Genomic DNA, 26,381 nt, shown 5'->3' with positions numbered 1-26,381 from the left:
TTATACGGGCGTCAACTTGGCGACCGACAGCGCCAGCCACTTGACCCCGTGGCGGGGAAAGTTGATCTGCGCACGCGCATCGTCGCCGCTGCCTTCCAGTGCCAGCACCGTGCCTTCGCCGAACTTGTTGTGGAACACCTGCATTCCGGAGCGCAGGCCGTGCGAAGGCGCGCTCTTCTGCGGCGGCACCGGCGGGCTGGCGAATGTGTCCTTGCCGTATCCGCCGGCCCCGCCGCGCGTGGTCGCGTAACCGCCGCCGTAGCCGAAGGCCGAGGGTGCAAAGCCCTGGTTCTTGGGCGTCAGCCACTTGAGTGCGCCTTCGGGCAGCTCGTCGAAGAAGCGGCTCTTCACGTTGTAGCGCGTCTGGCCGTGCAGCATGCGCGTCTGCGAATGGCTGAGATACAGGCGCCGGCGCGCGCGGGTGATGGCCACGTACATCAGCCGGCGCTCCTCTTCGAGGCTCTCGTAGTCGCTCATCGAGTTCTCGTGCGGGAACAGGCCCTCTTCCATGCCGGTGATGAACACGCAGTCGAATTCGAGGCCCTTGGCCGCATGCACGGTCATCAGCTGCACCGCATCCTGGCCGGCTTGCGCCTGATTGTCGCCCGACTCCAGCGCGGCATGGGTCAGGAAAGCCGCCAGCGGGCTCATGGTTTCGCCGGTTTCGGCATCCGGCGCCAGCGGCTCGTCGATGACGGGGCGGTTCGGGTCGAGGCCCTGGCTGGCCGGCGACTGTCGCAGCTCGTCGACCGGCATCGCCACCGCGTCGCGGCCGAAGCCTTCCTGCGTGACGAAGCTCTCGGCCGCATTGACCAGTTCTTCCAGGTTTTCGATGCGGTCGGCGCCTTCGCGGTCGGCCTTGTAGTGCTCGATCAGGCCGCTGTGGTCGAGCACCAGCTCGATGATCTCGCGCAACGACATGCCTTGCGTCTGCTCGCGCAGCACGTCGATCCTGGCGACGAAAGCCGACAGGTTGGAGCCGGCCTTGCCGCCCACCGCGTTGACCGCGTCGTGCAGCGAGCGGCCGGCCGCGCGGGCCGCGTCCTGCAGCTGCTCGATGCTGCGCGCGCCGATGCCGCGCGGCGGGAAGTTGACGATGCGCAGGAAACTGGTGTCGTCGTCCTTGTTCTCAAGCAGGCGCAGGTAGGCCAGCGCATGCTTGATCTCGGCGCGTTCGAAGAAGCGCAGGCCGCCGTAGACGCGGTACGGCACGGCCGAGTTGAAGAGCGCCGTTTCGATCACCCGGCTTTGCGCATTGCTGCGGTAGAGCACCGCCATTTCCTTGCGTTCGATGCCGTCGCGCACCAGCTGGCGCATCTCCTCGACCATCCATTGCGCCTCGGCGAAGTCGCTGGTCGATTCGTAGACGCGCACCGGCTCGCCCGGGCCTTGGTCGGTGCGCAGGTTCTTGCCCAGCCGCTTCTTGTTGTGGCTGATCAGCTCGTTGGCCGAATCGAGGATGTTGCTGAAGCTGCGGTAGTTCTGTTCGAGCTTGATCTGCTGCGAGACGTCGAACTCGCGCACGAAATCGGCCATGTTGCCCACCCGCGCGCCGCGGAAGGCGTAGATGCTCTGGTCGTCGTCGCCGACCGCGATCACGCTGTTGTCGCCGGGCACGAAACGGCCTTCGACGGTGCTGCCCGAAAGCATCTTGATCCATGCGTACTGCAGACGATTGGTGTCCTGGAATTCGTCGATCAGGATGTGGCGGAAGCGCCGCTGGTAGTGCTCGCGCACCGGGTCGTTGTCGCGCAGCAGTTCGTAGCTGCGCAGCATGAGCTCGCCGAAATCGACCACGCCTTCGCGCTGGCACTGCTCTTCGTAGAGCTGGTAGAGCTCGACCTTCTTGCGGTCGTCCTCGCTGCGGATCTCCACATCGCGCGGGCGCAGGCCGTCTTCCTTGGCGCCGGCGATGAACCACTGGGTCTGCTTGGCCGGGAAGCGCTCGTCGTCGACGTTGTACTGCTTCATCAGCCGCTTGATGGCCGAGAGCTGGTCCTGCGTGTCGAGGATCTGGAAGGTGGACGGCAGGTCGGCGAGCTTCCAGTGCGCGCGCAGGAATCGGTTGCAAAGGCCGTGGAAGGTGCCGATCCACATGCCGCGCACGTTGACCGGCAGCATCGCGGTCAGCCGCGTCATCATTTCCTTCGCCGCCTTGTTGGTGAAGGTCACGGCCAGGATGCCGCCGGGCGACACCTGGCCGGTCTGCAGCAGCCAGGCGATGCGGGTGGTGAGCACCCGCGTCTTGCCCGAGCCGGCGCCGGCGAGGATCAGCGCGTTGCCGGCCGGCAAGGCGACCGCGGCCCGCTGCTCGGCGTTGAGGTTGTGCAGCAGGGGCGAATCTGCGGTGGCCGCGAGGTCGGTGAACATCCGTCGATTGTAGAAAGCACGGCGTATGCGGGTTATACGAAGTGCCTGAGCACGCGTTTCCGATCGGGCGCGTAAAATCAGTTACCGGGCCCAAGTTTCTTGCGCCCGGTTTTTCGTTTGCGAAAGCCGGCCGGACCAAGCGCTCAATTCCCGGACGCCGCAGGGCCGCCCCAAGGCGGCCGAGCCTCCCCCTCGGGGGGTGGCGAAGCACACGAAGTGGCGAGCCGGGGGGCAGTCATTTCATAGGAGCTTGGTTTTATGCAGATTTTCGACTACGACAACATCCTCTTGCTGCCCCGCAAATGCGTGGTCGAGAGCAGATCCGAATGCGACGCCAGCGTCACCCTCGGCGGCCGCAGCTTCCGCATCCCGACGGTGCCCGCCAACATGAAGACGGTGGTCGACGAGACCATCTGCACCTGGCTGGCGCAGAACGGCTACTTCTACGTGATGCACCGCTTCGACCTCGACAACCTGCAGTTCGTGAAGGACATGCATGCCAAGGGCGTGTTCGCATCCATCTCGCTGGGCGTCAAGAAGCCGGACTACCAGACGGTGGACCAGCTGGCCGCCGCCGGCCTCACACCCGAATACATCACGATCGACATCGCGCACGGCCATGCCGACAGCGTGAAGAACATGATCGCGTACCTCAAGAAGAAGCTGCCGAAGGCCTTCGTGATCGCAGGCAACGTCGGCACGCCCGAGGCCGTGATCGACCTAGAGAACTGGGGTGCGGATGCAACCAAGGTCGGCGTCGGTCCGGGCAAGGTGTGCATCACCAAGCTCAAGACCGGTTTCGGCACCGGCGGCTGGCAACTGTCGGCGCTCAAGTGGTGCGCACGCGTCGCCACCAAGCCGATCATTGCCGACGGGGGCATCCGCGACCATGGCGACATCGCCAAGAGCATCCGCTTCGGCGCCTCGATGGTGATGATCGGCTCGCTCTTCGCCGGCCACGAGGACTCGCCGGGCCAGACGGTGGAAGTCGACGGCGTGCTCTTCAAGGAGTACTACGGCTCGGCCAGCGACTTCAACAAGGGCGAGTACAAGCACGTCGAGGGCAAGCGCATCCTCGAGCCGATCAAGGGCAAGCTGGCCGACACGCTGGTCGAAATGGAGCAGGACATCCAGAGCTCCATCAGCTATGCGGGCGGGCGCAAGCTCATGGACATCCGCAAGGTCAACTACGTCATGCTCGGCGGCGACAACGCGGGCGAACACCTGCTGATGTAGGCCGCCCTTCGGGGCCTGCGATCAGGCCTCGAGCAGCTGCGCCGCATGCCGGTGCAGCCTGTGCGCCGGATCGGCGAAGGCATCGACGATGCTGAAGTGGTGCAGGCCTGGCAGCACCTCGCAAACGGGCACCGTGTTGCGGCCCCAGGCCGCGCGAATCGCCGCGTTGTGGCGGATGAACTCCTCGCTCTCGTCGCCGCCCGCGACCGCATAGAGCTGGCCGCGCGTGGGTGCCGGCCACAGCACGGGGCTGGCGCGCAGCGCATCCGCATCGCTCAAGCGCAGCACGTGTTCCAGGAAGGGCGTGCGCTGCAGCGGCCGCAGGTCGTAGAGGCCCGAGATCGAGAGCGCGTTGCGCACCAGCTGCGCCGGCAGGTCGGGCGCGACCGCCTTCCAGTCGCAGGCCAGCAGCGCCGCCGCCATGTGGCCGCCTGCCGAATGGCCGGCGACGGTGATGCGCTCAGGGTCGCCGCCGTAGGCCGCGATGTGGCGCCAGGTCCATTCGAGCGCGCGCACCATCTGCAGCAGGATATCCGGCACGGTCACGGGCCGATTGGCCGGCCCGGGGCACAGCGCATAGTTCGGCACGACCACGCACACGCCGCGGTCGTTGAACGCGGGCGCGACGAAGGAATGGTCGCTCTTGTCGAGCGCGCGCCAGTAGCCGCCGTGGATGAACACCAGCACGGGCGCATCGGGCACCGGAGCGGGAAAAACGTCGAGCATTTCGTTGGGCCCCTGGCCATAGGACAAGTCGAGCCGGCCGGGCAAGGCGTCGCGCGCGGCGGCGGAATCGCGGGCCCAGCGCTCGAGGTACGCGGGATGGTCCTTCACCCGCGCCAGGTTGTTGTACATGCCCTCCAGCCAGGCGGGGTCGTCGAAGGCCATGCGATTCGTGCTCCTTGTGCGTTGGGGCATCGGTTCTGGTTAAAATTCGCCTTGCGTTGGGGGGGTAGCTCAGCTGGGAGAGCGCCGCGTTCGCAATGCGGAGGTCGGGAGTTCGATCCTCCTCCTCTCCACCAACATCTCTCGAAGGCCTCGGCGCATCGCCGGGGCCTTTTTGTTTTCAGGCGTCCAATGTCAGGTGCTGGCCGTGCAGCGCGGCGGCCGCCGGCGAGGCCAGGAAGCCGATGGTCTGCGCGGCCACCGCGGTCGACACCCAGTTGTCGGGCTTGGCGTCGGGCATGGCCTGGCGATTGGCCGGCGTGTCGAGCACGCTGGGCGCGATGCTGTTGACCTGGATACCGTGCGGCGCCAGCTCGGCCGCCGCCGCCTCGACCAAGCGTTGCAGCGCACTCTTCGACGCGATGTAGGCCGCCATCCCGGCCGCGCCGCGCGCCGCGGTCTTGGCGCTGACGGCGATCACGCTGCCGGCCTTGCGCTCGATCATCGAGGGCACCAGCGCCTGCGAGACGGCCACGAAGGACCAAGCGTTCAGGTTCATCATCCGGTCCCAGGCCGCGCGGCTCAGCGCATGCACCGGCTCGCCCATCTCGAAGCCGCCGGCGATGTGGACCAGCGCGTCGACCCGCTTGAAGGCCGCGAGGATCTGCGTCGCGGCGTCGGCCATGGCCGACGCCGAAGTCACGTCAGCCTGCAGCAACAGGTGTTGCGAGTTGTCGAGCCCCGGAAACGCGTCGGTCAGATGCTCCATGCGGTGGTCGAGCAGCGCCACGCGGGCGCCCTGGTCGAGAAAATGCTGCACGACGGCGCGGCCGAGCGCGCCGGCGGCGCCGGTCACCACGATGTGGCGGATGGTGTTGGCTTCGATCATTTGGCGGCTCCTTGTTCGGGCAGGCATGGTAACGCCGGCGTCAGTACGGGAAGCGCTCGGCTGGCATCATTGACCCTTCCTTTTTGCACCGGAGAATCGTCATGAAAGAAGTGGTTGTCGTGAGCGGTGTACGCACCGCAATCGGTACTTTCGGCGGAAGCCTCAAGGATGTGCCGCCCACGCGGCTGGCGGCGCTGGTGACCAGGGAGGCGCTCGCGCGCGCCAAGGTCGACGGCAAGGACGTGGAGCACGTGGTGTTCGGCCACGTGGTCAACACTGAGCCGCGCGACATGTACATGGCGCGCGTGGCCGCCATCGAGGGCGGCTGCGCCCAGGAGACCCCTGCCCTCACCGTGAACCGGCTGTGCGGATCGGGCCTGCAGGCGATCGTGAGCGCGGCGCAAAGCATCCAGCTCGGCGACGCCAAGGTGGCCGTCGGTGGCGGCGCGGAAAGCATGAGCCGCGCCCCGCTCTCTTCGCTCACCGCGCGCTGGGGCGTGCGCATGGGCGATGCCAAGCTGGTCGACATGATGATCGGCGCGCTGCACGACCCGTTCGAGAACATCCACATGGGCGTGACGGCGGAGAACGTCGCGAAGAAGTGGGGCATCAGCCGCGAAACGCAGGACCAGACCGCGCTCGCCAGCCACCAGCGCGCGCAGAAGGCCATCGAGAACGGCTACTTCAAGACGCAGATCGTCCCGGTGCCGCTGGAGAGCCGCAAAGGCACGACGCTGTTCGATACCGACGAGCACGTGCGCTTCGACGCCACGATCGAGGACATGGCGAAGCTCAAGCCCGCCTTCCTGAAGGAAAGCGGCACGGTGACCGCCGGCAATGCCTCGGGCATCAACGACGCGGCAGCGGCGGTGGTGCTGATGGAGAAAGAAGAGGCGGCGCGCCGCGGCCTCAAGCCGATGGCGCGCGTCGTGGCCTATGCCTTCGCCGGCGTCGACCCGGCCTACATGGGCATCGGCCCGGTGCCGGCCTCGCGCAAGGCACTGGAGAAAGCGGGCCTCAAGGCATCGGACATGGATGTGGTCGAGGCCAACGAAGCCTTCGCGGCGCAGGCCTGCGCGGTGAGCAAGGATCTCGGGCTGGATGCCGCCAAGGTGAACCCGAACGGCTCGGGCATCTCGCTTGGCCACCCGATCGGCGCCACCGGCGCACTGATCACCGTGAAGGCGCTGTACGAGCTCGAACGCATCCAGGGCCGCTACGCATTGGTGACGATGTGCATCGGCGGCGGCCAGGGCATCGCGTGCATTTTCGAGCGCGCTTGAGCGAGGCCGCCTCGCGATATGGCTATAATCGTGGGATTGCCTGAATGACAGCAATGTCAATCAGGGGCTCTTAGCTCAGTTGGTAGAGCAGCGGACTCTTAATCCGTAGGTCGAGTGTTCGAGTCACTCAGGGCCCACCAAACCATGTAAAAGCCCGCCATCAGATCGATGGCGGGCTTTTTTCATGCCTGCACCAGCAGGATCGGGCAAGAGAGAAACAGGATTGGGCTATCGCGAACCTTCCTGCCGGAAGGACACTCGCAAAACTGCACGCTCGCAGCACGCAACCCAAGGAGTTCCTCATATGCGCTACAGAAGATTCGGCCGTACCGGCTTGTTCATTTCCGAGCTCTGTCTCGGCACGATGACTTTCGGCGGCGGAGGCGGCATCTGGGGGCAGATCGGCGACCTGCAGCAGGCCGAGGCCGAGCGCCTGATCGGCCGCTCGCTCGATGCCGGGATCAACTTCATCGACACGGCCGACGTCTACTCCGACGGCCGCTCGGAAATCATCACCGGGCAGGCGCTGCGAAACCTGCAGGTGCCGCGCGAGAACGTGGTTGTCGCCACCAAGGTGTTCGGCGAGGCCGGCACGAAAAGCATCAATTCGCGCGGCATGTCGCGCCATCACATCATGGACGGTGTGAAGGCGAGCCTGAAGCGCCTGCAGCTGGACCACATCGACCTGTACCAGATCCATGGCTTCGATCCGGCAACGCCGATCGAGGAGACCGTGCGCGCACTCGACAACCTCGTTCAGCACGGCCACGTGCGCTATGTCGGCGTGTCGAACTGGGCCGCCTGGCAGATCATGAAGGCACTCGGCATCTCCGAACGGCTGGGGCTGGCGCGCTTCGAATCGCTGCAGGCGTACTACACGATCGCCGGCCGCGATCTCGAGCGCGAACTGGTTCCGCTGCTCAAGAGCGAAAGCGTCGGGCTGATGGTCTGGAGCCCGCTCGCCGGCGGCCTGCTGAGCGGCAAGTACGGCCGCGACGTCAAGGCGGAGGCAGGCAGCCGACGCACCACCTTCGACTTTCCGCCGGTGAACGTCGAGCGCGCCTACGACTGCATCGACGTGATGCGTGGCATCGCGCAGGCGAAGGACGTTTCCGTGGCGCAGATCGCCCTGGCCTGGCTGCTGCACCAGGCGGCGGTGACGAGCGTGATCATCGGCGCCAAGCGCGCAGAGCAGCTCGACGACAACATCGCGGCGACCGCCATCGCCTTGAGCGGCGAGGAACTCGCCGCGCTCGACAAGGTCAGCGCGCTGCCGGCCGAATATCCGGGCTGGATGCTCGAGCGCCAGGGCGGACCCCGGCTCCAGCAGCTCGCGGAATCCGCCGGCGCCTGAGAATGGCTACACCGCCATGATCGACACGGCCTTGGTGTTCAAGTACGCCTCCATCGCCTCCGGACCACCCTCGGAGCCGTAGCCCGAGTCCTTGATGCCGCCGAAGGGCATCTCCGGCGTGGGCGCGGCCGGCTGGTTGATCCACAGCATGCCGACTTCCATCTGCTGCGACAGCAGGTGCGCGTTCTTGATCGACTTCGTGAACGCGTAGCCCGCAAGGCCGAAAGGCAGGCGGTTGGCTTCGGCGATCGCTTCTTCGAGCGTGTCGAAGCCGCGGATGGCGGCGATCGGGCCGAAAGGTTCGTTGTTGAACACGTCGGCTTCGAGCGAGACGTCCGTCAGCACGGTGGGCGCGAAGAAGTTGCCGGAGGAGCCCACGCGTTCGCCGCCGGTGGCGACCTTGGCGCCCGTGGCGCGCGCGTCGTCGAGCACCTTCGCCATCGCAGTGAGCCGGCGCGCGTTCGCGAGCGGGCCGAGGGTTGTACCTTCGGCCAGGCCGTCGCCGAGCTTGAGGCTCTCGGCATGCTTCACCATCGCTTCGGCGAAGGCTTGCTTGATGCTGTTGTGCACGAGGAAGCGCGTTGGCGAGATGCACACCTGGCCCGCGTTGCGGAACTTGGCACCGCCCGAGGCCTTCACGGCCAGCGCGACGTCGGCGTCCTCGGCCACGATCACCGGCGCGTGACCGCCCAGCTCCATGGTGGCGCGCTTCATGTGCGCGCCGGCCAGGGCCGCGAGCTGCTTGCCCACCGGCGTCGAGCCGGTGAAAGTGACCTTGCGGATGATGGGGTGCGGAATCAGGTAGCTCGAGATCTCGGCCGGATCGCCGAACACCAGGCCGACCGTGCCCGCGGGCACGCCCGCATCCACGAAGGCCTGCAGCAGGGCCGCCGGAGAGGCCGGCGTTTCTTCCGGCGCCTTGACGAGGAAGGAGCAACCGCTCGCGAGCGCGGCGCCGAGCTTGCGCACGATCTGGTTGATCGGGAAGTTCCACGGCGTGAACGCGGCCACGGGGCCGAGCGGCTCCTTGATCACCAGCTGCTGCGCCGCGAGGTTGCGCGAGGGCACGATGCGGCCATAGACGCGCCGGCCTTCGTCGGCGAACCATTCGATGATGTCGGCGCCGGCGAGTACCTCGCCACGCGCTTCGACGAAGGGCTTGCCCTGCTCCTGCGTGAGCAGGCGGGCGATGTCGGCGGCGCGTTCGCGCACCAGGCCTGCGGCCTTGCGCATCGTCGCTGCGCGTTCGTTGGCCGGGATCTTGCGCCAGGCTTCGAAGCCGCGCTGCGCGGCGGCCAGTGCCCGGTCCAGGTCGGGAATGCCGGCGTGGGCGACCTTGCCGATGGGCTTGCCCGTGGCAGGGTTGATCACGTCCAGGGTCTTGCCGCTCGCGGCGTCGCACCATTCATTCTCGATCAGCAGTCGGGTGTCGGTGTAGCTTGCTGTGCTCATGTCGGTCCTTGGGGTTCTTTCCGAGTATTGATGCTGGTGCGCGATCCGATCGCGCGGCCAGCCGCCATTGTCACCCGTGACGGTTTTCCGGCCCGCGCAGTCAGTCTTCCACGTACCACCGGTCCTTGGTGAGCATCACGCGATGGTGGCCCTGGCCGGCCGGCATCATCGGAAAGCAGTTCTCCTGCGGGGCCACTTGTGCGTCGAGGAAGAAGGGGCCCTCGTACCCTATGCACTCGGCCAGCGCGGCCTGCAGTTCGGCGGGGTCCGACACGCGCCGCGCACCCCAGCCGAAAGCCCTGGCCAGCGCCACGAAATCGGGCAGCGCCTCGTTCCAGCTGTGGCTCAGCCGGTTGCCGTGGTTCAGTTCCTGCCACTGGCGCACCATGCCCATGTAGCCGTTGTTGCACAACACGAGCTTCACGGGCGTTCGGTGCTGCATGGCCGTGGAAAGCTCCTGGATATTCATGAGTACCGAGGCGTCGCCGCTCACGCAGACGACGAGCTCCTCGGGGTGCGCGATCTGCGCGCCGATGGCCGCCGGCAGGCCATAGCCCATGGTGCCGGCCCCGCCCGATGTCAGCCAGCAGCGCGGGCGCTCGAAGCGCAGGTACTGTGCGGCCCACATCTGGTGCTGGCCGACATCGGTGGAGACGATGGCGTCGCGGCCTTCGATGGCCTGCTGCAGCGAGCGCATCAGCTGCTGCGGCAGGATGGCGTCGCTGCGCGCAGCGAAGTCCAGGCAGCGTTGCGCGCGCCAACGCTCGATGCGCTGCCACCAGGGCGCGAGCCGCTCCGGCGCGAGGCCGTCGAGCGCGGGCAACGCAAGCAGTGCATCCAGCACCACGCCGCAATCGCCGACCAATGGAGCGTCAACCCGCACCACCTTGTTAATGCTGCTGGGATCGATGTCGATGTGAATCTTGCGCGCATGCGGACAGAACTCGTCGAGCTTGCCGGTCACTCGGTCATCGAAACGCGCGCCGACGCAGACCACGAGATCGGCCTCGTGCATCGCAAGGTTGGCCTCCAGCGTGCCGTGCATGCCCAGCATGCCGAGAAAGCGCGGGTCGGAGGCCGGGAAGGCGCCGAGTCCCATCAAGGTCAGCGTGCAGGGTGCGTCGAGGCGATGCACGAGGCGCGTGAAGGCTTCGCATGCGCCGGGACCGGCGTTGACGAGCCCACCGCCACCGTAGAGGACGGGCCGGCGGGCGGTCGAGAGAAGATCCGCCGCGCGCTGCAGGCTGGCGTGCGGCGGCGGTCGTGCATCGGGGCCGGGCCGCCGCGGCGTCGAGGCCGGCTGGCCGGTCAGCGGCGCGAGCTGAACATCCTTCGGCACGTCGAGCAGCACCGGCCCCGGGCGCCCGGAGGCGGCGATGCGCAGCGCGCGCCGCACCACGGCCGGGATCTCGTCGGCGATGCGGGTCTGGTGATTCCACTTCGTCACCGGCCGCGACATGCCGAGTGCATCGCTTTCCTGAAACGCGTTGGTGCCGATCACGCCGGTTGCAACCTGGCCGCTGATGCACAGCACGGGCACCGAGTCGCTGATCGCATCGAGCAGGCCGGTGATGGTGTTGCCGACACCCGGCCCCGAGGTCACGAGCACCACGCCCACGCGGCCGGTGCTGCGCGCGTAGCCTTCGGCCGCATGGACCGCCGCCTGCTCGTGCCGCACCAGCACATGCCGCAGCCGAGGCTCGCCGTGCAGTGCGTCGTAGAGCGGCAGCGCGGCGCCGCCGGGATAGCCGAAGATGGTGTCGATGCCGCATTCGATCAGGGTGTCGAGCAGGGCTTCGGCGCCGTTGCGCAGCGAGACAGTCGGGACGGCGGAGGCGATGGTGGCGTGCATGCACCGATTCTTCCGGTTTCGATGCAGAATTTGCTTCATTCTTTCAAGCAATTCTGCTGATTTCATGAAGATCAATCGCCAAAACAAGAAAACAAACGAAGAATCATTCGACAGATTCGATATGGCGATCCTGCGTGCGCTTCTGCACGACTCGCGCAAGACGCTGCAGGAAATCGGCGCCGAGGTCGGGCTGTCGCCGACGAGCTGCTGGAGCCGCATCAAGAAGCTCGAAGCGCAGGAAGTGATCAAGCGCTACACGGTCGACCTCGATGCCGCCAAGCTCGGCTACCACGACTCCGTGATCGTGCAACTCACGCTGGAAAGCCACAGCGACGAGACGCTCTACGAGTTCGGCCGCGTGCTCGCCACCATTCCCGAAGTCCAGGAGGCCTACCTGGTCTCAGGCGACTACGACTACTACATCCGCATCGCGGTGCGCGACACGCGCGACTACGAGCGGCTGCTGCGCGAGAAGCTCTACAAGATTCCGGGCATCCGCCACAGCCAGTCGCACTTCGTGCTGCGCGTGCTCAAGGAAGCGAGCGTGCCGCTGGCCTGATCGCGCCCCAAAGGAAAAGCCCGCCGAAGGCGGGCTTTGTCATGTGCGCAGCAGGCGCTCAGCGCGTGGGCTTGAAGGCGCGCCGTTGGGCGTCGCGAGGCACGAACACCTTGCCGCCGCCGTTGTTGCCGCGCGGTGCGAAACCATCGCCGCGGCCTGCGCCGGCTGCGCCGCCGCGGGGTGCGCTATCGCCCCAGCCGGGCTTGCGGCCATAGCCGGCAGCGTCGTCGCGACCGCCGCCGAAGCCCGCATTGCCCTTGTGCTGGAAGCCACGCGGTGCCGGTGCACCCGGGCCGCGTGCAGGACCGCGATCATTGAAACCGCTGGCGCCCGCATAGCCGCCTGCGGGGCCGCCACGATGACCGCCGCCGCCGCCGAACTTGCGATCGCGCGAGTGGTTGTCACGGCTGTCGCGGCCACGGCCACCGAAGTCGCCTCCCGGGCGCGACTGCGGCGAGCGCTGCTGCGGCTCGAGACCGGGGACCACCTCGGCCTTGAACTGCTGGCGGCTGTACGACTCGATGTCGAAGATCTTGCGGCGATCGCGGAACTCGGCGAAGGTCACGGCCAGGCCGTCGCGCCCTGCCCGGCCGGTGCGGCCGATGCGGTGGGTGTAGTCCTCGGCCTTCATCGGCAGGCCGAAGTTGAAGACGTGCGTGATGGTCGGCACGTCGATGCCGCGGGCGGCCACGTCGGTGGCCACGAGGATCTGCACCTGGCCCTGGCGCAGCGCCATCAGCCGGCGATTGCGCAGGCCTTGGCTCAGCGCGCCGTGCAGCGCCACGGCACTGAAGCCGTCCTGCTGCAGGTCGTTGGCGAGGCCGTCGCATTCGACCTGCGTGCTCGCGAAGACGATGGCTTGGTTGATGGTGGTGTCGCGCAGCCAGTGGTCGAGCAGCTTGCGCTTGTGCTGGGAGTGGTCGGCCCAGAACAGCACCTGCTTGATGTTGGCGTGCTTCTCCTGCGGGCTGTCGATGGTCACGCGCTGCGGCTCGCGCATCACGCGCTGCGCCAGCTGCTGGATGCGCGGCGCGAAGGTGGCGCTGAACATCATGGTCTGCTGGCGCTCGATGGTCAGCTGGTTGACTTCGGCGAGGTCGTCCGCAAAGCCGAGGTCGAGCATGCGATCGGCCTCGTCGACGACCAGGAACTTGACCTGGTCGAGCTTGATCTGCATCGAGCGCTGCAGGTCGAGCAGACGGCCGGGCGTGGCGACCACGAGGTCTGCGTTCTGCAGCCGGGCGATCTGCAACTGGTAGGGCATGCCGCCCACCACGTTGGCGATGCGCAGGCCGCGGCAATGGCGGACCAGGTCGATCGCGTCATGCGCCACCTGTTGGGCGAGTTCGCGCGTGGGGCACAGGATCAGAGCGCCGGGCGTGGCCGCCTTGAAATGGCGCGCGTTGGTCGGGTCCTTGCGCTTGGGCTTCTTCGGCAGAGCTTCGCCGCGCGCGGCGGCTTCGGCGGCCAGGCGCTGGAATTCGGCCTTGGCCGCAGCCTCGGCTTCGGCCTGGCGCTGCAGCAGGGTGTGCAGCACGGGCAGCAGGAAGGCAGCGGTCTTGCCGCTACCGGTCTGGCTCGACACCATCAGGTCGACGAAGCGCGTGGCGCCGTCGGCCTGGCCGCTGGCGGTCATGGCGCGCGGAATCACTTGTTCCTGCACGGTGGTCGGCTGGGTGAAGCCCAGGTCTTCGACCGCGGCGATCAGCTCGGGCGCGAGGCCGAGCTTGATGAAGCCGTTGGGCAGCTTCGGCTCGGTGGCTTCGACGGCGTCGAGCGCCTCGAAGGAAGTCGTTTCATCGGATTGCACAGGCGCAAAGTCGCCCTGCGCTTCAAAAGCGTCGGTCATTCAGAAATCTCATACGCGAGCGCTGCCGTGGGCGGCGCTCCGTTGGGTGGTGAAAAACATCAACCATCCAACGACATTCAGCAAGGACTTTCGTCTTTGCTGCGGCCCATTCAACGGGGCGCGGTGTGCAAGATAGGGAGATGCAAGAAAACGCTGCCTGAAGGGTCCCCGGCAGCGAAGCCGACAATTATCGCATAGCTTCGGGTTTTTACCTAATCCGCAATGCGCAAGAAGGTATCGCGGTAGTGCGCGAGTTCCTCGATCGACTCGTGGACATCGGCCAGCGCGGTATGCGCCTGCTGCTTCTTGAAGGCGTTGTAGGCGGCCGGCTTCCAGCGCTTGGCCAGTTCCTTGAGCGTGCTGACGTCGAGGTTGCGGTAATGGAAATAGGCTTCCAGCTTCGGCATGTACTTGACCAGGAAGCGCCGGTCCTGGCCGATGGTGTTGCCGCACATCGGCGAGCCGTTCTTCGGGATGTAGCGCGCGACGAACTCGAGCAGTTGCTGCTCGGCCGCGGCCTCGTCCAACGTGGAGGCCTTGACCTTGTCGATCAGCCCGCTGCGGCCATGCGTTCCCTTGTTCCAGGAATCCATGCCGTCGAGCACCTCGTCGCTCTGGTGGATGACGAGCACGGGGCCGTCGATGCGCGGCACCAGATCGGGGCCGGTCACGACGACGGCGATCTCGAGCAGGCGCTCTTTTTCGGGGTCGAGGCCGCTCATCTCGCAGTCCAGCCAGACGAGGTTCTGGTCGCTCTTCTTGAGGGTGGTGGCGGGCACGGGCGCGGTCGGGGCGGTGGATTCTGACATCGGGTGATTGTCGTCGATGACCCTGTGCGCGAGCGGCTGGCGTGCGGGCTAAACTCGCCTCGCCATGTCCGCCGCCCTCCTCTTCACTTTTGCGTTCGCCCTCGCGCTGGCTGCAGGCCTCGTCGTCAAACTCTGGCTCGCCACGCGGCAGGTGCGTCATGTGGCGCGCCATCGCGATGCAGTGCCTGCGGCCTTCGCGCAGGCCATCGCGCTCGCAGCGCACCAGAAGGCCGCCGACTACACGGTGGCCAAGACCCGATTCGGCCTGCTCGAAATGGCATGGGGCACGGCGCTGCTTTTGGGCTGGACCCTGCTGGGCGGGCTCGACCTCCTCAACAAATTGCTGATGGACTGGATGGGCGGCGGCATGCTGCAGCAGCTCGCGCTGCTCTCTGCCTTCGCGCTGATCAGCGGCCTGCTCGACCTCCCATTCACGCTCTGGCAGACCTTCAGGCTCGAGGAACGCTTCGGCTTCAACAAGATGACCTGGCGGCTGTGGCTCCTCGACGGCGCCAAGTCGCTGCTGCTGGGCGCGCTCATCGGCCTGCCCATCGCGGCGTTGATGCTCTGGCTCATGGGCGCGGCCGGCAACCTGTGGTGGCTGTGGGCCTGGGGCGCCTGGATGGCATTCAATCTGCTGCTGATGCTGGTCTATCCGACCTTCATTGCGCCGCTCTTCAACAAGTTCCAGCCGCTGGACGACGCTACGCTCAAGGCGCGCGTCAACGCCCTGATGAAGCGCTGCGGCTTTGCCGCCAAGGGCCTGTTCGTGATGGACGGCAGCAAGCGCAGCGCGCATGCCAACGCCTATTTCACCGGCTTCGGCGCCAGCAAGCGCGTCGTCTTCTACGACACGCTGCTGCGCCAGCTCAGCGCCGGCGAAGTGGAGGCCGTGCTCGCGCACGAACTGGGCCACTTCAAGCACCGGCACGTCGTGAAGCGCATGGCCGCGATGTTCGCGCTGAGCCTGGCCGGCTTCGCGCTGCTGGGCTGGCTGTCGGTCCATTCGTGGTTCTATGTCGGCCTCGGCGTACAGCCCAACATGGCAGCGCCCAACGATGCACTCGCCATCCTGCTCTTCATGCTCGCGGTGCCGGTCTTCGGCTTCTTCGTCGCGCCGCTGCCGGTGCGCATTTCCCGCAAGCACGAGTTCGAGGCCGACGCCTATGCGATCGCGCAAACCAGCGGCGCCGACCTCTCGGCGGCGCTGCTCAAGCTCTACCAGGACAACGCCTCGACGCTGACACCCGACCCGGTGTTCGTCAAGTTCTACTACTCGCACCCGCCCGCATCCGAGCGCCTTGCGCGCATGGTCGCGGGTTGAACCTGAGAAAGCCGACCATGAGCAGCATGTTCAAACCCAAGGACTGGAAGCAGCACGCACGCCGCGCACTGAGCGCCACCGAGATCGTCGCCGGCCTGGCGCGGCTCGACGGCTGGAAGCTGACCGGCGACGGCGCCAATGTCGCGATCGAGAAGACTTTCAGCTTCGCGAACTACTTCGAGACCATCGCCTTCGTGAACGCACTGGCCTTCATTGCGCACACGCAAGACCACCACCCCGACCTTTCGGTGCACTACAACCGCTGCGTCGTACGCTTCAACACGCACGACGTGGGCGGCATCTCGGCCACGGATTTCGAGTGCGCGACGCAGGCGGATGCCCTGCTGGCAACGGCCTGAGCCCGATGGAACGCGCCCTTGGCTAAGCAACGCAGCGGCGCCGAGGGTGCCGCATTGCGCGACGGACTCGTCATTGCCAGCCATGGCCGCCACTGCCTCGTCGAAACACCCGAGGGCGAACGACTGATTTGCCATCCGCGCGGCAAGAAGAGCCAGGCCGTGGTGGGCGACCGGGTACGCTGGCAGGCCAGCGAGGACGAGGGCACCATCGAGCAGGTACAGCAGAGGAAGAACCTGTTCTACCGGCAGGACGAGATTCGCACCAAGTCCTTCGCGGCCAATCTCGACCAGGTACTCATCCTGATCGCGGCCGAGCCCGAGTTCTCCGAAACCCAGTTGGCGCGTGCGCTGATCGCGGCCGCGGCCGAACGCATCGCGCCGATCATCGCGCTCAACAAGAGCGATGTCGTCGCCCCCTTCGAACGGGCCTGGGCCAGGCTGGCGCCCTACCGCCGGATGCATCATGGCGTGCTGCCGCTGTCGCTCAAGGCCTCGCCGGAGGCCGATCGCGCAACCTTGATGAAGCTGCTGGCGGGCAAGACCACCCTGGTGCTCGGTCCGTCGGGCGCCGGCAAGAGCACGCTCACCAACCTGCTGGTGCCGGCCGCGCTGGCCTCGACGGCAGAGATTTCGCAGGCGCTCAATTCGGGCAAGCACACCACGACCAGCACCACCTGGTACTGGGTGGACGACGCGCGGACCACGGCGCTGATCGATTCGCCGGGCTTCCAGGAATTCGGACTGAATCACATCGAAGCGATGCAACTCGCGCACCTGATGCCCGACATCGCCGAACACGCCGCGGCATGCAAGTTCTACAACTGCACGCATCTGCACGAGCCGGGCTGCGGTGTGATCGCGCAGGTGGAGTCGCCCGGCCATCCGGGTGCGATCAGCCCCTCGCGCTATCGGATCTATGGCGAGCTGTTCGCCGAACTGAGCCAATCCCGCTACAAATGAAGGTGCTGCTGTATTCCCATGTGTTCCATCCGTCGGTGGGCGGCGTCGAGACCGTATCGCGCGCACTCGTCGAGGGCTTCGTGGCGAAAGGCATCGACTGCAAGGTGGTGACCCAGACGCCCGAGGGGGACGGCGCGCAGTTCCCCTTCGAGGTGATCCGCCAACCGGCTAGCGCGCGCGTGCGCGAGCTTCTGCGCTGGGCGGACGTGGTCCTCTTCAATGGCGCGAGCCTGGCGCTTCAGCCCTGGGTTCTGGCCTATCGCAAGCCCTTCGTCTGGGTGCATGTGGGCTACCAGGCCTCGTGCATCGACGGCGCCGGCTGGGTCGACAACGCCCCGGCGCCGCTCGAGCCCGTGGCGTCTTTTCTCTTTCATGCGCGCAGAAGCGGCTACGTACGCGGCTTGAAGGATGGCGTGAAACTGCTGCTGCGGCGCGGTATCGCCAAGTTCGCCGTTACCCGGAATGTCGCCATCACCCAGTGGATGAACAAGACGCTGCCGCTGCCGCGGCAGGTGCAGATCTACAACCCCTTTCCGATCGAGCGCTTCCAGGCAGCGGACCACGGCGAGCCCGAGTACGAGTTCTTCTACATGGGAAGGATCGTGCAGGAGAAGGGCGTCGACACCTTGATCCGCGCCTTCGCGAAGGTCGTCCAACGCAGCCGGGAAGCGCCGCGGCTGCTGCTCATCGGGGATGGGAGCGCACGGCCGGAGATCGAGCGGCTGGTGGCCGCATCCGGCCTCTCGGCTTCCGTCGTCTTCGCCGGCTCGCAATCGGGCCCTGCGCTCGTCGAATGGGTCTCGAAGGGCATGATCGGGGTGATCCCGTCGGCGTGGTACGAGCCGATGGGCGGGGTCGCGGTCGAGCTCCTGGCAGCAGGCAAGAGCCTCATCGTCTCGGCCAAGGGCGGACTTTCGGAGTGCGTCGGCGATGCCGGTCTCGTCTTCCCGAACGGCGACGATGAAGCGCTGGCCGCGCAGATGCAGCGGGTGCTGGGCGATCCGGTCCTCCGGGCCGCGCAGACGGCAAAGGCCCGCGAACGCGCGCAAGCCTTCATGCCCGCGCGCTTCGTCGATCAGTACATCGGCCTGCTCAAGGAAGTGACGGGCCGCGCCTGAGGCGATTCAATCGAGGACCTGCGCCAGCGCATCGACCAGCGCACTGCACTGCTCCCGCGTGCCAATGCTGATGCGCAGGTACTGCGCGATGCGCGGCTGTCCGAAGTGCCGCACCAGCACCGCGCGCGCCCGCAGCGCCGCCGCCAGTGCGGCGGCATCGTGCGCGGGATGGCGCACGAATACGAAGTTGGCCTGCGAGGGCAACACCTCGAAGCCCAGATCCTCCAACTGCAGCGTCAGTCCCTCGCGGGTGTCGACGACGGCGTCGCGCGTCTTCGAGAACCAGGCCTCGTCAGCGAGCGCGGCAATGGCGCCCGCCGTCGCCAAGCGGTCGAGCGGATAGGAGTTGAAGCTGTTCTTGACCCGTTGCAGCGCATCGATCAGCTGGGCCTGCCCGCAGGCAAAGCCCACGCGCAAGCCGGCGAGCGAACGCGATTTCGACAGCGTCTGCACGACCAGCAGGTTCGGATAGCGCGCGATCAGGGGCAGCGCGCTTTCGCCGCCGAAATCCACATAGGCCTCGTCCACCAGCACCACGCGCTGCGGGCAGGCCTGGAGCAGGCGCTCGATGCATGCGAGCGGCATCCCGATACCGGTCGGCGCATTGGGATTCGCGATCACGATGCCGCCGCAGCCGGCCGCGGCACGCGCCGCCAGCGCATCGGCATCGATGCGAAGTCCCTCGTCCACCGGCTGCAGCTCGCATGCGATCGCATAGAGCTGCGCGTAGACGCGGTAGAAGCTGTAGGTGACGTCCGGAATCAGCAAAGGCTCGGCTTGCTGGAAAAAGGCGAAGAAGGCGTGGGCCAGCACTTCGTCGGAGCCATTGCCCGCAAACACCTGCGCGCTGTGCAGGCCGTGGCGCACAGCGATCGCTTCGCGCAGCGCGATCGATTCGGGATCGGGGTAGCGTTCGAGTCCCTTCTCTGCCGCCTCCTGAATGGCATCGAGCACTCGCGGCGAGGGCGGATAGGGGTTCTCGTTGGTATTGAGCTTGACCAGATTCGCGACGCGCGGCTGCTCGCCCGGCACATAGGGCTCCAGCGCCGCAATGCGCGGACTCCAGAAGCTTGGAGCGGTGCTCAAGGCCGACACACCCGGCTCAGCCCAGCAGGCGCGCCAGCGTGAGCAGCGCGAGCAGCACCATCCACATCACGACCGAACGCCAGACCAGGCCGACGACGCTGCGCAGGTGCGCTGGTTCAGGTTCGCGCCCCGGGGTGCTGCCGCTGTCGGGGCCACGCCCGCCGGCGAGCGGATCGCCCGCCTGCGCGCTCGACAACGGATCGGTCAGCGGGACCGGACTCAGGGTGCCGCCACCGAGCCGCACGTTGACGGCACCCGAGGTCGCGGCCAGGATCACGCCGTCGTTCTCGTTGGGAAAGCGCCGGGCGTCGTTGCGCCAGCAGTCGATCGCTTCTTCGAAACTGCCGACCACCGCGAAACCGAGCGCCGTGATGCGCGCCGGCAGCCAGTCGATCAGGCCCCAGGCCCGATCGGCCGCATGCTGGACCCACGTGCTGGACGGCTGGATCGAAGCGCCGTTCTTGTGCGCCCAATAGCGCGAGACGAATTCGCTCATCCGATAGAACACCGCGCCGGCAGGCCCCAATCCGGCGGCGGCGAGGATGGAGAACCAGGCGAGCACACCGAACACGTGCCGATGCGCCGCGATCACCGAGTGCTCGATCACGTGCCGCACGATCTCGCTGCGCGGTAGGTCGGCCGCATCGACGCGCTGCCAATGCGCGAGCAGCGAGCGCGCGAGCGCTTCGTCGCCCTCGTCGAGCGCATCGCGGATGCCGGTGAAATGGTGGCTGAACTGCCGAAAGCCCAGCGTGACGTAGAGCACCGCGACGCTCCACAGCACCGCGAAGGGCAGCCCGAGCGTGAGCACCAGCAGCCAGTGCACGCCCAATGCGAGCACCGTCGGCACGAGCACCGCAAGCCCCCAGGCCACCCAGCCATGGTGCGGCTTGCCGGCGTCGAAATTGCGGCTGGTCCAACGCGTCCATGCGAGCACGCTGCCGTACACGGGGTTGTGGTACGCAAGCGGCCGCACCTGCTCGATCAGCAACGCGCACAGGATCGCAAAGAAGCTCATCCGTCGATGATAGCGAGTGCCTCCATGGCACCCGGACGGGACGCGGCGTGGTTCAGGCCGAGAGGAAGCGGTAGAGGTTGCGCAGCATGCCCGCCGTCGCACCCCATACGTAACGCTCGTCAGGACCGTCCTGGTAGGGCATCGAAAACCACTCGCGCGACTTGAGGTCTTCGCCGACGAGCGCGTGCCGCCGGTGGTTCGCCGGATTCATCAGGTAAGCGAGCGGCACTTCGAAAGCCGCCGCCACCTCATAAGGATTGATGTTCAGCTCGAAGTCCGGGCGCACGAGCGCGACCACCGGCGTCACGATGAAGGACGTGACGGTGGTGTAGGTCGGCAGGCAGCCCAGCACCTCGATGTACGCCGCCGACAAGCCGACCTCTTCCCACGCTTCGCGCAGGGCGGCCGCTGCAATATTGGCGTCTTCGGGGTCGACCCGGCCGCCCGGAAAGGCGACCTGGCCCGAGTGGGTCGACAGATGCGTCGTCCGCTCGGTCAGCAGCACCGTGGGTTCGTCCCTCATCACGATCGGCACCAGCACCGCCGCCTGGGCGGGTACGCGATCCGTCAGCCGCGGCTCGCGCCGCAACTCGGGCACCCAGGCCGGCGGCGTGGCGAAGCGTGCGCGCAAGGCGCGCGCATCGAAGCGGGAGGGCGCCACCGCGGGCAACCCGACGTCGATACCGACCACCGGCACCTGGCGCGGGTCGAAGGACCGCAGCGCCGACGGCAGGACGGCGTTGACGGATTCGACGGAAGCAGCGCGCATGGTAGACGGTGGTGGTGTGGTCAAGAAAGGACTTGCTGAGTAAAACGCAAAAACTGAGCCAGCGTGACACGCGGCACAACAACAAAAATCACGAACGCTGGATGCATCGAAGCACAAATGCAAAAAGCCGCCTTGATCGGCGGCTTTTTGCACGACGGGAGGCGCTCTTTATTGAGCAGCCGCTGCCGACGACTTGCCCGGCAGCTTTTCCTTGATGCGTGCCGAACGGCCGCTGCGTTCGCGCAGATAGTAGAGCTTGGCGCGGCGCACATCGCCGCGACGCTTGACTTCGATGCCGGCGATCAACGGGCTGTAGGTCTGGAACGTACGTTCCACGCCTTCGCCGCTGGAGATCTTGCGCACCGTGAAGCCGCTGTTGAGGCCGCGATTGCGCTTGGCGATCACGACGCCTTCGTAGGCCTGCACGCGCTTGCGGTTGCCTTCGACGACGTTCACGCTGACGATGACCGTGTCACCGGGCATGAAATCGGGGATCTTCTTGCCGAGCCGGGCGATTTCTTCCTGCTCGAGGGTCTGGATGAGGTTCATTTGTTTCCTGGATTCGATCGTGCTCGCGCTACACAAAAGGCGTCTTGAGGCCTTGAAGGCCAAGGCGACGCGGCCGGCAGAGGATCGGGGAACCCAAAATTATAGCTTTTTTTGGAGCACTTTCTCGTCCGTCGGGCTGAGCCGTCCGGCTGCGCGTGCCGCCTCGATCAGCTCCGGCCGTTTTTGCAGGGTGATCGCGAGCCGCTGATCGCGTCGCCAGCGCTCGATCTGCACGTGATGCCCCGAGAGCAGGACGGGAGGCACGCCCTCGCCCTTCCATTGCTCCGGCCGGGTGTAATGGGGGCAGTCGAGCAGGCCGTCGAGCGCCGGATTGAAGCTGTCCTGCACATGGCTGTCCTCATCGCCCAGCACGCCGGGCTGGAGCCGCGCGACGGCGTCGAGCAAGGCCATGGCGGGAATCTCGCCGCCCGAAAGCACGAAATCGCCGATGCTCAGCTGGTGCGTGACCCTCGCATCGATGAAGCGCTGGTCGATGCCTTCATAGCGCCCGCACACCAGCACTGCGCCTTCGGTGGCGGACCATTGCTCCACCACCGCGTGCCTCAAGGTCTCGCCGATCGGCGAGAAGAGAAGCACCGGCGCCGCAGCGCCCCGGGCCGCCAGCGCCGCATCGAGGCAGGCCGACAACGGCTCGGCCATCATGACCATGCCTGGGCCGCCGCCGAAAGGCCGGTCGTCGACGCGCCGGTAGTTGCCGTCGGCGAAATCGCGCGGGTTCCACAGCACGACCTCGACCTGCTTCGACTCGTAGGCACGGCGCGTCACGCCGCTCGCGAGAAAGGGCGCGAACAGCTCGGGAAAGAGGGTGATGACGTCGAAGCGCATGGCGGCGCCGGAGCCGGGCGGCTCAGTAATCAGGCTGCCAGTCGACCGTGATCAGCCGGCCCGGCAGATCCACTTTGTCGACGAAGGCCGAGACGAAGGGAACCATGCGCTCGATCGGCTTGCCGCCCTCCTGGGCGTCCAGCACCAGCGTGGTCTGCGGCCCGCTGGCGAGAAGTTCGCGCACCGTGCCGAGCGCGACGCCTTCGCGGTTCACGACGGCAAGCCCGATCAGATCGACCCAGTAGTACTCGTCGTCGCCGGCGGTCGGAAAGCTCGAACGCGGCACGAACACACGCGCACCGCGCAAGGCTTCGGCCGCGTTGCGGTCAGGCACGTCCTCGGACGAGGCGACGATGCAGTCGGAGTGTTCCTTGGCTTCGCGGATCGCGAGCCGGAAAGCGCCGGCGGTCTTTGCGCCGGGCGCCTGCAGAAACCAGCGCTTGGATGAAAAAAGCGCCTCGGGCTGGGCGCTGTGGGGCAGGACCTTGAACCAGCCCTTGATGCCCCAGGCGTCGGCGATGCGCGCCACCTCGATCGCGTCCGCCGGCAGTTCGGCGGCTTCGAGTGTGGGCAGCATCGCCTTGCCGGCCGCTTAAGCAGCGGCCTTCGGAGCCGCTGCGGCGGCTTGCTTGATCAGGCGATGGACCGTGGGCGAGGCTTGCGCGCCGACGCTCTTCCAGTAGGCCAGGCGATCCTGCGCGATGCGGATGCTTTCTTCGTTTTCCTTGGCGGTCGGGTTATAGAAACCCAGGCGCTCGATGAAACGGCCATCGCGGCGAACGCGCTTGTCCGACACGACGATGTTGAAAAACGGACGGCCTTTGGCGCCGCCGCGGGAGAGTCGAATGACGACCATGATTTATCCTTCGGGTGGTGCAGCAAACCCGAATAGGTTCGCCCACGGTGTTCTTCCAGCGTCGAGACACGCGACATGGCCACCCGGCCAGCGACACGCTGAAAAGCCCACGATTATAGCCCGAGCGACTTTTTTCAACACCCTTGGCATTGCCAGGCGTCTCAGAATGACCACCATCCGCCCCAGCCGCGACGAGGACATCGCGGCAATCACCGCCATTTATGCCCATCACGTGCTGCACGGCACAGGCACCTTCGAGACCGAGCCGCCCTCATCCGCCGACATGGCTGCCCGACGCGCCGACGTGCTGTCGAAGAACCTGCCCTATCTGGTGGCCGAGCAGGACGGCGAACTGCTCGGCTTTGCGTACTGCAGCTGGTTCAAGCCCCGTCCCGCCTACCGCTTTTCGGCCGAGGATTCCATCTACCTGGCCGACGCCGCGCGGGGCCAGGGCCTGGGTGCACGACTGCTGGCCGCGCTGACGCAGGCCGCCGAATCCGTCGGCGTGCGAAAGCTGATCGCGGTGATCGGTGACTCGGCCAACGCCGGATCGATCGGCGTGCACCGCGGCCAGGGCTTCGCCCATGTGGGCGTGCTCAAGGACTGCGGCTGGAAGTTCGGCCAGTGGCGCGACGTGGTCTTGATGGAAAAGGTGCTGGGCGAAGGCAGCTCGACGAGCCCCGAATGAAGAACAAGACCGTGGCCGCCTGGCTCGCCTTCCTCGGCGGGCCTCTGGGGCTGCACTGCTTCTATCTGCGCGGCTTCGGCAGCACGCTGGGCTGGCTGCTGCCGATCCCGACGGCGCTCGGCCTGTACGGCATCGAACGCCTGCGCCTCTATGGCGTGGACGACGGCTGGAGCTGGCTGCTGCTCCCGCTGCTCGGCTTCACGATTGCGGGCTGCGCGCTCACCGCTATCGTCTATGGCCTGATGACGCCGGAGAAATGGAACGCCCGCTACAACGCCGGCGCCGCGCCCGAGGCTCCCGCCGGGCGCACCAACTGGCTCACCATCGGCGCTGTCGTGCTGGCCCTGTTCTTCGGCAGCACGATCCTCATGGCCAGCATCGCCTTCAGCTTCCAGCGCTTCTTCGAGCACCAGATCGAAGAAGGCCGGAAGATTTCTCAGTAATCGCCGCTGCGCAAGGCTTCGACAAGCTCAGCCCGAGCGGACAGGGGCGAGGCCTGCCATTTCAGAGGGCCGCCGCGCCCGGCCGCCCGAAGCGGCCGGCCCGCCCCCGGTAGGGGGTTGGCGAAGCGACACGAAGTGCGCGCAGCCTGGGGGCGAGCTAAAACACCTGGAGGCCGATCCAGTAGGCGATCGCGGCCACGAAGGCCGAGGCCGGGATCGTGAAGATCCAGGCCCACACAATGTTGCCGGCCACGCCCCAGCGCACGGCGCTCGCGCGCTGTGCCGAACCCACGCCGACGATCGCACCCGTGATGGTGTGCGTGGTCGAGACCGGAATGCCCAGCGCCGTGGCGAGGAACAGGGTCAGCGCCCCGCCCGTCTCGGCGCAGAAGCCGCCGACCGGTTTGAGCTTGGTGATCTTCTGGCCCATGGTCTTGACGATGCGCCAGCCGCCGAACATGGTGCCGAGCGCAATCGCCGCATAGCAGCTGCCGACGGTCCAGGCCGGCGGCGCCTCCGCGTTGCCAGCCGAATAGCCGGTCGCGATCAACAGCATCCAGATGATGCCGATGGTTTTCTGCGCATCGTTGCCGCCGTGGCCCAGGCTGTAGGCGCCGGCCGAAACCAGCTGCAGCGTGCGGAACCACCGGTCCACGCGCGACGGCGTCGAACGCCGGAACGCCCACGCGACCACGATCATCATCAGCGAGCCGAGCAGAAAACCCAGGAGCGGCGAAACGAAGATGAAGGCCACGGTCTTCCAGATCCCGGCGGCGATCAAGGCGCCCGAGCCGGCCTTGGCAATCACCGCGCCCACGATGCCGCCGATCAACGCGTGCGATGAGCTGCTGGGAATGCCGTAGTACCAGGTGAGGAAGTTCCAGCTGATGGCGCCGACGAGGGCGCCGAACACCACGTGCACATCGACGATGCCCGGCTGCACGATGCCCTTGCCGACGGTCGCCGCCACGCTCAGGTGGAAGACGAAGATCGCGACCAGGTTGAAGAAGGCCGCGAACACCACGGCGTGGCCGGGCTTGAGCACACCGGTCGATACGACCGTGGCGATCGAATTCGCCGCATCGTGAAAGCCGTTCATGAAGTCGAATGCGATGGCCAGCGCGACCAGCACCACCACCACCCAGAGGGCGACCTGCACCGTTGTCATTCGGAGCCCGCGCTCAGGAGTTCTCGAGGACGATGCCCTCGATCACGTTGGCGACGTCTTCACACTTGTCGGTGATCGTCTCCAGCAGCTCGTAGATGGCCTTGAGCTTGATGACCTCGCGCACGTCCGGCTCTTCGCGGAACAGCTTGCTCATCGCGCTGCGCATCACGCGGTCGGCGTCGGACTCGAGCCGGTCGATTTCCTCGCAGGTCTTGAGCGTGGCCTCGGCGGTGGCCGGGTCGGTGATCTTGCCGAGGAACTTGACCGCGTCCTTCACTCGCTCGCAGCACTTCACGCTGAGCGTGGTCAGGCGCGTGATCTCCTCCGTCATGTGGCGCACGTCGTAGAGCGCCATGGTCTCGGCCGAGTCCTGGATCAGGTCGGCCACGTCGTCCATCGTGTTGATCAGCTTGTGGATCTGCTCGCGGTCGATCGGCGTGATGAAGGTCTTGTGGATCAACCGGTTGACGTCATGCGTCACGCGGTCGGCAGCGCGCTCGGCATTGTCGACATCGCGGTTGTACTGCTCGCGCAGATGCAGGTCGTTGTAGTTGGCGACGAGTTGCTCGAAGGCGCGCGCGGCTTCGACGATGCGGTCGGCGTGCTGATTGAACATCTCGAAAAAATTCCCCTCGCGGGGCAGCAGCTTGCCGAACATG

26 protein-coding genes and 2 tRNA genes are annotated in these 26,381 nt (G+C 66.6%); 12 read left to right on the top strand and 16 right to left on the bottom strand.

The features are described from left to right. Positions 1-2,370: a UvrD-helicase domain-containing protein gene (locus ACSQ86_RS07820; RefSeq protein WP_436308684.1), complete on the bottom strand. Its 2,370-nt coding sequence runs from the start codon at positions 2,368-2,370 to the stop codon at positions 1-3. A gap of 258 nt (positions 2,371-2,628) precedes the next feature. Between ACSQ86_RS07820 and ACSQ86_RS07815 the strand changes: the two genes are divergently transcribed. Continuing rightward, positions 2,629-3,606, top strand: coding sequence for a GMP reductase (locus ACSQ86_RS07815; protein WP_093106371.1), 978 nt, complete (start codon positions 2,629-2,631; stop codon positions 3,604-3,606). A gap of 21 nt (positions 3,607-3,627) precedes the next feature. Here the strand turns inward: ACSQ86_RS07815 and ACSQ86_RS07810 are convergent, their stop codons facing one another. Beyond that, the gene (locus ACSQ86_RS07810; protein ID WP_436303206.1) at positions 3,628-4,494 is read right to left on the bottom strand and encodes an alpha/beta hydrolase; all 867 of its coding nucleotides are present in this window, start codon (positions 4,492-4,494) and stop codon (positions 3,628-3,630) included. 58 nt (positions 4,495-4,552) lie between these two features. On the opposite strand from ACSQ86_RS07810, the gene ACSQ86_RS07805 reads away from it, so the two are divergent. Beyond that, positions 4,553-4,628, top strand: a tRNA-Ala gene (locus ACSQ86_RS07805). A gap of 44 nt (positions 4,629-4,672) precedes the next feature. Here the strand turns inward: ACSQ86_RS07805 and ACSQ86_RS07800 are convergent. Then, on the bottom strand, positions 4,673-5,380 hold the full coding sequence (locus tag ACSQ86_RS07800) for an SDR family NAD(P)-dependent oxidoreductase (RefSeq protein WP_436303204.1): 708 nt from the start codon (positions 5,378-5,380) through the stop codon (positions 4,673-4,675). A 101-nt stretch (positions 5,381-5,481) separates the two neighbouring features. Between ACSQ86_RS07800 and bktB the strand changes: the two genes are divergently transcribed. The 3 genes from bktB (at position 5,482) to ACSQ86_RS07785 (ending at position 8,017) form a co-directional block, all read left to right on the top strand. Beyond that, a complete protein-coding gene (gene bktB / locus ACSQ86_RS07795; protein WP_436303203.1) occupies positions 5,482-6,663 on the top strand; it encodes a beta-ketothiolase BktB in 1,182 nt (393 codons plus the stop codon). Between the two features lie 64 nt (positions 6,664-6,727). Next, positions 6,728-6,803 (top strand) — tRNA-Lys (locus ACSQ86_RS07790). A gap of 164 nt (positions 6,804-6,967) precedes the next feature. Next, the gene (locus ACSQ86_RS07785; protein ID WP_436292641.1) at positions 6,968-8,017 is read left to right on the top strand and encodes an aldo/keto reductase; all 1,050 of its coding nucleotides are present in this window, start codon (positions 6,968-6,970) and stop codon (positions 8,015-8,017) included. Between the two features lie 6 nt (positions 8,018-8,023). Here ACSQ86_RS07785 and ACSQ86_RS07780 read toward each other — a convergent pair whose 3' ends face one another. Continuing rightward, positions 8,024-9,469: an NAD-dependent succinate-semialdehyde dehydrogenase gene (locus ACSQ86_RS07780; protein ID WP_093106382.1), complete on the bottom strand. Its 1,446-nt coding sequence runs from the start codon at positions 9,467-9,469 to the stop codon at positions 8,024-8,026. Between the two features lie 100 nt (positions 9,470-9,569). Next, the gene (gene ilvB, locus ACSQ86_RS07775; RefSeq protein ID WP_436303200.1) at positions 9,570-11,321 is read right to left on the bottom strand and encodes a biosynthetic-type acetolactate synthase large subunit; all 1,752 of its coding nucleotides are present in this window, start codon (positions 11,319-11,321) and stop codon (positions 9,570-9,572) included. Positions 11,322-11,385: 64 nt separating this feature from the next. Between ilvB and ACSQ86_RS07770 the strand changes: the two genes are divergently transcribed. Next, the gene (locus tag ACSQ86_RS07770) at positions 11,386-11,880 is read left to right on the top strand and encodes an Lrp/AsnC family transcriptional regulator (RefSeq protein WP_212733656.1); all 495 of its coding nucleotides are present in this window, start codon (positions 11,386-11,388) and stop codon (positions 11,878-11,880) included. Positions 11,881-11,938: 58 nt separating this feature from the next. Here ACSQ86_RS07770 and ACSQ86_RS07765 read toward each other — a convergent pair whose 3' ends face one another. Both ACSQ86_RS07765 and orn read right to left on the bottom strand, forming a co-directional pair. Beyond that, a complete protein-coding gene (locus ACSQ86_RS07765; protein ID WP_093106387.1) occupies positions 11,939-13,729 on the bottom strand; it encodes a DEAD/DEAH box helicase in 1,791 nt (596 codons plus the stop codon). A 212-nt stretch (positions 13,730-13,941) separates the two neighbouring features. Beyond that, the gene (orn, locus tag ACSQ86_RS07760) at positions 13,942-14,538 is read right to left on the bottom strand and encodes an oligoribonuclease (protein WP_093106390.1); all 597 of its coding nucleotides are present in this window, start codon (positions 14,536-14,538) and stop codon (positions 13,942-13,944) included. 64 nt (positions 14,539-14,602) lie between these two features. Between orn and ACSQ86_RS07755 the strand changes: the two genes are divergently transcribed. Genes ACSQ86_RS07755 through ACSQ86_RS07740 form a run of 4 tightly spaced genes read left to right on the top strand, consistent with a single transcriptional unit; the run spans position 14,603 to position 18,299 of the window. Further along, complete coding sequence (locus ACSQ86_RS07755; protein WP_436292637.1) at positions 14,603-15,862, top strand: M48 family metallopeptidase; 1,260 nt, start codon at positions 14,603-14,605, stop codon at positions 15,860-15,862. Between the two features lie 17 nt (positions 15,863-15,879). Then, positions 15,880-16,221, top strand: a complete 342-nt coding sequence (locus tag ACSQ86_RS07750) for a 4a-hydroxytetrahydrobiopterin dehydratase (protein WP_436303198.1) — start codon at positions 15,880-15,882, stop codon at positions 16,219-16,221. 18 nt (positions 16,222-16,239) lie between these two features. After that, positions 16,240-17,181, top strand: a complete 942-nt coding sequence (gene rsgA, locus ACSQ86_RS07745) for a ribosome small subunit-dependent GTPase A (protein WP_436292636.1) — start codon at positions 16,240-16,242, stop codon at positions 17,179-17,181. After that, on the top strand, positions 17,178-18,299 hold the full coding sequence (locus tag ACSQ86_RS07740; RefSeq protein WP_436303197.1) for a glycosyltransferase family 4 protein: 1,122 nt from the start codon (positions 17,178-17,180) through the stop codon (positions 18,297-18,299). Before rsgA ends, ACSQ86_RS07740 begins: the two co-directional genes overlap by 4 nt. A 6-nt stretch (positions 18,300-18,305) precedes the next feature. Here the strand turns inward: ACSQ86_RS07740 and hisC are convergent, their stop codons facing one another. From hisC to rpsP, 7 genes are all read right to left on the bottom strand, one after another. Beyond that, positions 18,306-19,385 (bottom strand): histidinol-phosphate transaminase, encoded by a 1,080-nt coding sequence (gene hisC, locus ACSQ86_RS07735; RefSeq protein WP_436303196.1) that lies wholly within the window; start codon positions 19,383-19,385, stop codon positions 18,306-18,308. Between the two features lie 16 nt (positions 19,386-19,401). Beyond that, positions 19,402-20,403, bottom strand: coding sequence for a CobD/CbiB family protein (locus ACSQ86_RS07730; protein WP_436303195.1), 1,002 nt, complete (start codon positions 20,401-20,403; stop codon positions 19,402-19,404). Positions 20,404-20,455: 52 nt separating this feature from the next. Then, a complete protein-coding gene (locus ACSQ86_RS07725) occupies positions 20,456-21,172 on the bottom strand; it encodes a CoA pyrophosphatase (RefSeq protein WP_436303194.1) in 717 nt (238 codons plus the stop codon). A gap of 168 nt (positions 21,173-21,340) precedes the next feature. Then, a complete protein-coding gene (rplS, locus tag ACSQ86_RS07720; protein WP_093106411.1) occupies positions 21,341-21,721 on the bottom strand; it encodes a 50S ribosomal protein L19 in 381 nt (126 codons plus the stop codon). 99 nt (positions 21,722-21,820) lie between these two features. Beyond that, positions 21,821-22,567: a tRNA (guanosine(37)-N1)-methyltransferase TrmD gene (trmD, locus tag ACSQ86_RS07715; protein ID WP_436303193.1), complete on the bottom strand. Its 747-nt coding sequence runs from the start codon at positions 22,565-22,567 to the stop codon at positions 21,821-21,823. A gap of 22 nt (positions 22,568-22,589) precedes the next feature. Beyond that, a complete protein-coding gene (gene rimM, locus ACSQ86_RS07710) occupies positions 22,590-23,144 on the bottom strand; it encodes a ribosome maturation factor RimM (protein WP_436308683.1) in 555 nt (184 codons plus the stop codon). Between the two features lie 15 nt (positions 23,145-23,159). Beyond that, positions 23,160-23,423, bottom strand: coding sequence for a 30S ribosomal protein S16 (gene rpsP / locus ACSQ86_RS07705; RefSeq protein ID WP_093106418.1), 264 nt, complete (start codon positions 23,421-23,423; stop codon positions 23,160-23,162). Positions 23,424-23,589: 166 nt separating this feature from the next. On the opposite strand from rpsP, the gene ACSQ86_RS07700 reads away from it, so the two are divergent. Continuing rightward, entirely contained in the window at positions 23,590-24,111 is a 522-nt protein-coding gene (locus ACSQ86_RS07700; RefSeq protein ID WP_093106421.1) for a GNAT family N-acetyltransferase, read from the top strand. Beyond that, the gene (locus ACSQ86_RS07695) at positions 24,108-24,554 is read left to right on the top strand and encodes a hypothetical protein (RefSeq protein WP_093106423.1); all 447 of its coding nucleotides are present in this window, start codon (positions 24,108-24,110) and stop codon (positions 24,552-24,554) included. The genes ACSQ86_RS07700 and ACSQ86_RS07695 overlap by 4 nt, the downstream gene beginning before the upstream one ends. Before the next feature lie 157 nt (positions 24,555-24,711). Here ACSQ86_RS07695 and ACSQ86_RS07690 read toward each other — a convergent pair whose 3' ends face one another. Continuing rightward, positions 24,712-25,722, bottom strand: a complete 1,011-nt coding sequence (locus tag ACSQ86_RS07690) for an anion permease (RefSeq protein ID WP_436303192.1) — start codon at positions 25,720-25,722, stop codon at positions 24,712-24,714. Between the two features lie 13 nt (positions 25,723-25,735). Then, positions 25,736-26,380 carry a DUF47 domain-containing protein gene (locus ACSQ86_RS07685; protein WP_093106846.1) on the bottom strand — a complete coding sequence of 215 codons (645 nt, stop codon included), beginning with the start codon at positions 26,378-26,380 and terminating at the stop codon, positions 25,736-25,738. Between the last annotated feature and the right edge of the window lies 1 nt (position 26,381).

The organism is Variovorax sp. LjRoot130 (genome assembly GCF_964253755.1).
GTDB lineage: Bacteria > Pseudomonadota > Gammaproteobacteria > Burkholderiales > Burkholderiaceae_C > Variovorax.
The sequence above is the reverse complement of the archived record's forward strand: the minus strand, read 5'-3'. Positions and strand labels throughout refer to the sequence as shown.